This is a genomic window from Streptomyces sp. NPDC096339 (assembly GCF_044762985.1).
GTDB lineage: Bacteria > Actinomycetota > Actinomycetes > Streptomycetales > Streptomycetaceae > Streptomyces.
In genome coordinates, this window is sequence record NZ_JBIWFI010000044.1 from 68,894 (window position 1) to 74,893 (window position 6,000).

The window sequence follows — 6,000 nt, forward strand, 5'->3', positions numbered from 1 at the left end:
ACGGGGCGTGAGGATCGCGCCATGACGCCAGAGCGGGCAGTGCGGACAGAGCAGGCGGAGCGGTCGGAGCGCGTGGACGGCGCGGACCGGGCGGTGCGGGAGCGGACGGTCGACGGACTCGTGCGCCACAGCGCGCGCCGGGTGCCCGACCGGGTCGCCGTCCGCTACCGGGAGCGGACCTGGACCTACGCGGAACTCGACGGCGCCGCCACCACCGGCGCCGCCGTCCTGCGGGAGCGGTACGGGCTCTCGGAGGGAGACCGGGTCGCGACCTTCGCCCACAACTCCGACGCCTACCTCCTGGCCTTCCTCGCCTGCGCCCGCGCCGGGCTCACGCACGTCCCGGTCAACCAGAACCTCACCGGCGAGGACCTGGCGTACATCCTGGACAACAGTGCCAGCGCCCTGGTCCTCGCCGATCCCGACCTCGCCGGGCGGATCCCCGACGGGTACCGGGTACGGCCCCTGCGCGACGCCGACGGATCCTTCCTGGCCGAACTCGCCGAGCCGCTGCCCTTCGAGGGCCGGAGCGAACCGGACGGGCTGGCGCAGCTGCTGTACACCTCCGGGACCACGGCCCTGCCCAAGGGCGCGATGATGACGCACCGGGCCCTGGCGCACGAGTACGAGAGCGCCATCGAGGCGCTGGACCTGGCCGAGGAGGACCGGCCGGTGCACTCGCTGCCGCTGTACCACTCGGCGCAGATGCACGTCTTCCTGCTGCCGTACCTGGCGGTGGGGGCGGGCAACACCATCCTGGACGCGCCGGTCGCCGAGCAGGTCTTCGACCTCGTGGAGGCGGGGGAGGCGGACAGCCTCTTCGCCCCGCCGACCGTGTGGATCGGACTGGCCAACCACCCCGACTTCGGGCGGCGCGACCTGGGCGCGCTGCGCAAGGCGTACTACGGGGCGTCGATCATGCCGGTGCCGGTCCTGGAGCGGCTGCGCGAGCGGCTGCCCGGGCTCGGCTTCTACAACTGCTTCGGCCAGAGCGAGATCGGCCCGCTGGCCACGGTGCTGGGGCCGGACGAGCACGAGGGGCGGATGGACTCCTGCGGGCGGACGGTACGACACGTCGAGGCGAAGGTCGTCGACGAGGACGGCAAGGACGTGCCCGCCGGCACGGCGGGCGAGGTGGTCTACCGCTCGCCGCAGTTGTGCCGCGGGTACTGGAACGACCCGGAGGCCACGGAGAAGGCCTTCCGGGACGGCTGGTTCCGCTCGGGCGACCTCGCGGTGCGGGACGCCGAGGGCTACTTCACGGTCGTGGACCGGGTCAAGGACGTCATCAACTCGGGCGGCGTGCTGGTCGCCTCCCGGCAGGTCGAGGACGTGCTGTACACCCACCCGGGGGTGGCCGAGGCGGCGGTGGTCGGGCTGCCCGACGAGCGGTGGATCGAGGCGGTGACGGCCGTGGTGGTCCCGCGCGGAGAGGTGACGGAGGCGGACCTGATGGCGTACGCGCGGGAGAAACTGGCCCACTTCAAGGCCCCGAAGCGGGTCCTGTTCGTGGACGCCCTCCCGCGCAACGCCAGCGGCAAGATCCTCAAGCGATCCCTCCGCGACCGCTTCGCGAAGCCCCCGACGGCCGAAGCGAACTGACAGGCAGCCGGCCGGAGCCCCACCGCCTGACGCCGCGAGGCCCCCGGGCAAGGCCTTGAGACCGGCCCGGGGGCTTCGGCCTCAGGCGTCGAAGTCCGTGCCGCGGCTCGTGGGCTCCCAGGCGAGGGCTTCGGCGCGGGCCGCATCCGCGTGGGCCAGGATCGCGTCGAGCGCGTCGTTGCCCAGCGCCAGCCGGAGCGGCGTGTGCTCGGCGTCCAGCGCGGCGAGGATCGCCGCGGCCGCCTTGACGGGGTCGCCGGGCTGCTTGCCGTCGCTGTCCGGCAGACCCCTGCGCACCCCGCCCACCGTGTCCGCGTAGGCCTCCAGTTCGGTGGCGGTCTGCTGGAGCGCGGCCCCACCGGCGAAGCCCGTGCGGAACGCCCCGGGCTCCACGATCAGCGCCTTGATGCCGAAGGCCGCGACCTCTCCGGCGAGTGCCTCGGTCAGCCCCTCCAAGGCGAACTTCGTCGCCGAGTACGCGCCGACGCCGGGGAACGACAGCCGTCCGCCCATGCTGCTCATCTGGACGACGGCACCCGACTTGCGGGCCCGCATGTGGGGCAGCACGGCCCGGGTGAGCGCAGCCGGGCCGAAGAAGTGCAGATCCATCAGGTCCCGGAGCTCGGCGTCCGATGTCTCCTCCACGGCCCCGATCAGACCCCGCCCCGCGTTGTTGACCAGGACGTCGATCCGGCCGAAGCGGTCCACGACCTCCGCCACGGCCGCCTCGGCGCGCGCCACGTCCGAGACGTCCACGGCGAGCGGCACGAGCCGCTCCGGGTGCTCGGCCGCAAGCGCTTCCAGCGACTGGGTGCGGCGGGCCGCCGCGACCACGGTGTCACCGGCCGCGAGCGCGGCCTCGGTGAGGGTCCGGCCGAAGCCGGACGAGGCCCCGGTGATCAGCCAGACCCGGCCGGCCGCTTCACCCGCGGCATGCTGCGTTGTCATCAATCCCCCTGTGAATGAACCCTGTTGACGGCGGTGCGCACCGATCCTGTCATCAGCGGGGCGGTGCGGTCAGCCCGTTTCCGGATCATGGGAAGGCCTGCTGTCGGAGGGAAGGAGTCCATCCCTCCGCAGGCGTGTCAGTGTGAGGTGCTCGTGGACGAGGCGACCGACGAGCGCCCCGCCGTAGACGACGAAGCCCACCCCGACCAGCCAGGACTGCACGACCAGCAGGGTGCCGAAGGGGCCGTACGTCACGGCGTTCGACGCGATCAGCGGGGAGAACACCAGCTGCGAGAAGATCCGCAACCCCAGCAGCCCGAGGCTGGTCGCCAGCGCACCCGGCACCAGCGCGCGCCAGCGAACCCGCCCGCAGAGCAGCAGCCGCTGCGAGGCGACGAAGAACAGGCAGGTGCCGATCAGATCGCCCACGGTACCCACGACCGTGCCGAGGACACGGTGTGACGGCGCGGGGATCTCCACCAGCAGGGCGAGGTAGCAGACCAGCATGGCCAACCAGACGACGTGCCGCCACATCGTGTGCCAGCGGGCGGTCGGCAGGTCCCAGACCTTCTCGTAGCCGGTCTGCACGGCGGAGCCGAAGGTCAGGCCGAAGACCGCCAGCGCCGCGAGGCCGAAGGCGGTGGTCCGCTCCAGCGCCAGGTCCGCGGCGCCGAACAGCAGCTCGACCCGGGCGCGGGAGGCCTGCGTCACCCCGAGCGCCTGGCCGAGCCAGCGGCCGAACCCCGACCCGCTGCCGGGTGCGGCGGCGGCCACGACGATCAGCAGCGGCACCAGAGTGAGGAAGCCGAGGGCCGCGAAGCCCATCGCCCGGTGCATGAGCTCCATCTCCCGGCCTCGGCTCCAGGCCAGCCCGGCAGGGGAGCCCTGGAGCCGGTCGTAGAGCTGCCGGATGATCGAGGTCACGCCTCATGCCCTACCCGCGCGGACAACCCGCCTCCCGGGGGGAACCCAGAAGTGGGCCCGAAAGGGTGGTTTCACCCGTCTCCGGGCGTGTTCACTCCGCCCCGGCACCCCGCAGGTCCACCAGCCGCTTGATCTTGCCCACCGAGCGCTCCAGGGTCTCCGGGTCGACGACCTCCACCCGGACGGAGACCCCGATGCCCTCCTTGACGGCCCGGACCACCTCGGCGGCCGCGGCGGCCCTGCGGTCGGAGTCCGTCTCCCGGCGGGCCTCCACCCGCACGGTCAGCGCGTCCAGCCGGCCCTCCCGGGTCAGCCGGAGCTGGAAGTGCGGAGCCAGCCCGCGCGTCCGCAGCAGGATCTCCTCGACCTGGGTCGGATACATGTTCACCCCGCGCAGGATGATCATGTCGTCGCTGCGACCGGTGATCTTCTCCATCCGGCGGAAGGCGGGCCGGGCCGTACCGGGCAGCAGCCGGGTCAGATCCCGGGTGCGGTAGCGGATGACGGGCATGGCCTCCTTGGTGAGGGAGGTGAACACCAACTCGCCCGGTTCCCCGTCCGGCAGCACCTCGCCCGTCAGGGGATCGACCACCTCGGGGTAGAAGTGGTCCTCCCATATGTGGAGCCCGTCCTTGGTCGAGGCGAACTCCTGGGCCACGCCCGGCCCCATCACTTCGGACAGCCCGTATATGTCCACCGCGTCGATGCCGAGCCGTTCCTCGATCTCCCGGCGCATCTCCTCCGTCCACGGTTCGGCGCCGAAGATGCCGGTCCGCAGGGAGGTGGCGCGGGGATCGATGCCCTGGCGCTCCATCTCGTCCAGCAGGGTCAGCATGTAGGAGGGCGTCACCATGATGACCTCAGGTCTGAAGTCCTCGATGAGCCGGACCTGCCGGTCCGTCATCCCGCCCGACGCGGGCACGACCGTGCAGCCGAGGCGCTCGGCCCCGTAGTGCGCGCCGAGGCCGCCGGTGAACAGCCCGTACCCATAGGCGACGTGCACGATCTGGCCGGGCCGCCCGCCCGCCGCCCGGATGGACCGGGCCACGACGTCCGCCCAGGTGGAGAGGTCCCCGTCGGTGTACCCGACCACGGTGGGGCGTCCCGTGGTGCCACTGGAGGCGTGGATGCGGCGCACCTCGGAGCGCGGTACGGCGAACATGCCGAACGGGTACTGGTCGCGGAGATCGGTCTTGGCGGTGAAGGGGAACAGGGCGAGGTCGGCGAGGGACCGGCAGTCGTTGGGATGCACACCCGCCTTGTCGAAGGACTGGCGGTAGAACGGCACTCGCTCGTAGGCGCGGAGCAGGGTCGCGCGCAGCCGCCGCAACTGGAGGGAGGCCAGCTCGTCGCGGCTCAGCCGCTCGCCGTCGTCGTGGAGATCCGCCTGCACCGCCATGTCGTCACCTCATCCTGAACGAACCGAACGATCATTCGGTAGATTGTCAGGTCCCGGCGAGGTAAATCAATGACTCGAACGAGTGATCGTCTGTTGTGATGGTCCGCATGCCTACCTTCACGACGTATGACGGAACCGAACTCGCCCACCACTTCAAGGGCGACGGCGAACCCCTCGTCTGCCTTCCGGGCGGCGCCATGCGGGCCTCGGCCTACCTGGGGGACCTCGGTGGACTGGGCGCCGGGCGGCGGCTGATCCTGCTCGACCTGCGCGGCACGGGCGACTCCGCCATACCGGCGGACGAGTCGACGTACCGGGTCGACCACCAGGTGGCGGACGTCGAGGCGCTGCGGGTGCACCTCGGGCTGGAGCGGATGGACCTCCTCGCGCACTCCGCCGGCGGCAACCTCGCCCTGCTCTACGCGGCCGCGCACCCCGACCGGGTGCGCCGGCTCGTGCTGGTCACCCCCACCCCCTGGGCCGTGGACCTCCCGGTCACGGTGGAGCACCGGCTGGAGGCGGCCCGGCTGCGGGCGGGTACCGAGCTGTACGACCGGGCCATCGAGGCCTACGAGGAGATCCTCGGCGGCGTCGACACCGACGAGGCCTGGGACCTGGCCGCACCGCTGTTCTACGGCCGCTGGGACGATGCGGCCCGGGCCGACTGGGCGGCGGGCGACGGGCAGCAGAACGAGAAGGCCGCGGCCGCCTATGCGGGGCCGGGCGCCTTCGACCCGCCGGCCACCCGGGCGGGGCTGCGGCGGGTCGAGGGGGAGGTGCTGGTGCTAGCCGGTGGGCTGGACGGGAACCCGCGTCCGGCCCTCGCGGGGCAGCTCGCGGAGCTGTTTCCGCGGGGTGTGCTGGACGTGCAGCCCGGCGCGGTGCACTTCCCGTGGCTGGACGACGCGGTGTGGTTCACGTCCCGGGTGGAGCGGTTCCTGGCCTCCGGCCGCTGATCCTGGGCGGTGCCGGTTCGGGTGCCGGCGGCGGTGCGGGTGCCGGTGGCGGGGGGGCGCGGCGCGGGGCGGCCCCCCCCCCCCCCCCGCCCGCCCCCGCCCCCGGGCGGGCCCCGCCCCCAACGGAAATGCCCCCCCCGTACAAACCCGACAAAACGCCCGAAGGGGTTG

At 72.7% G+C, this 6,000-nt stretch carries 5 protein-coding genes; 2 read left to right on the plus strand and 3 right to left on the minus strand.

Annotation, left to right across the window (positions count from 1 at the left end):
- Positions 1–21 precede the first annotated feature (21 nt).
- Entirely contained in the window at positions 22–1,602 is a 1,581-nt protein-coding gene (locus tag ACIQ5Y_RS35500) for a fatty acyl-CoA synthetase (RefSeq protein ID WP_403890203.1), read from the plus strand.
- A gap of 81 nt (positions 1,603–1,683) precedes the next feature.
- On the opposite strand, the gene ACIQ5Y_RS35505 is transcribed toward ACIQ5Y_RS35500, so the two are convergent.
- From ACIQ5Y_RS35505 to paaK, 3 genes are all read right to left on the minus strand, one after another.
- A complete protein-coding gene (locus ACIQ5Y_RS35505; RefSeq protein ID WP_403890206.1) occupies positions 1,684–2,550 on the minus strand; it encodes an oxidoreductase in 867 nt (288 codons plus the stop codon).
- Positions 2,551–2,619: 69 nt separating this feature from the next.
- Entirely contained in the window at positions 2,620–3,474 is an 855-nt protein-coding gene (locus ACIQ5Y_RS35510; RefSeq protein WP_403890208.1) for a YhjD/YihY/BrkB family envelope integrity protein, read from the minus strand.
- A gap of 91 nt (positions 3,475–3,565) precedes the next feature.
- Positions 3,566–4,873 (minus strand): phenylacetate--CoA ligase PaaK, encoded by a 1,308-nt coding sequence (gene paaK / locus ACIQ5Y_RS35515; RefSeq protein WP_403890211.1) that lies wholly within the window; start codon positions 4,871–4,873, stop codon positions 3,566–3,568.
- 107 nt (positions 4,874–4,980) lie between these two features.
- Between paaK and ACIQ5Y_RS35520 the strand changes: the two genes are divergently transcribed.
- Positions 4,981–5,829, plus strand: a complete 849-nt coding sequence (locus tag ACIQ5Y_RS35520) for an alpha/beta fold hydrolase (protein WP_403890214.1) — start codon at positions 4,981–4,983, stop codon at positions 5,827–5,829.
- The last annotated feature ends 171 nt before the right edge of the window (positions 5,830–6,000 follow it).

Coding starts and splice junctions, on each gene's coding strand:
- ACIQ5Y_RS35500 (WP_403890203.1), top strand. CDS start 22: ATGACGCCAGAGCGGGCAGTGCGGACAGAGCAGGCGGAGCGGTCGGAG.
- ACIQ5Y_RS35520 (WP_403890214.1), top strand. CDS start 4,981: ATGCCTACCTTCACGACGTATGACGGAACCGAACTCGCCCACCACTTC.
- ACIQ5Y_RS35505 (WP_403890206.1), bottom strand. CDS start 2,550: ATGACAACGCAGCATGCCGCGGGTGAAGCGGCCGGCCGGGTCTGGCTG.
- paaK (WP_403890211.1), bottom strand. CDS start 4,873: ATGGCGGTGCAGGCGGATCTCCACGACGACGGCGAGCGGCTGAGCCGC.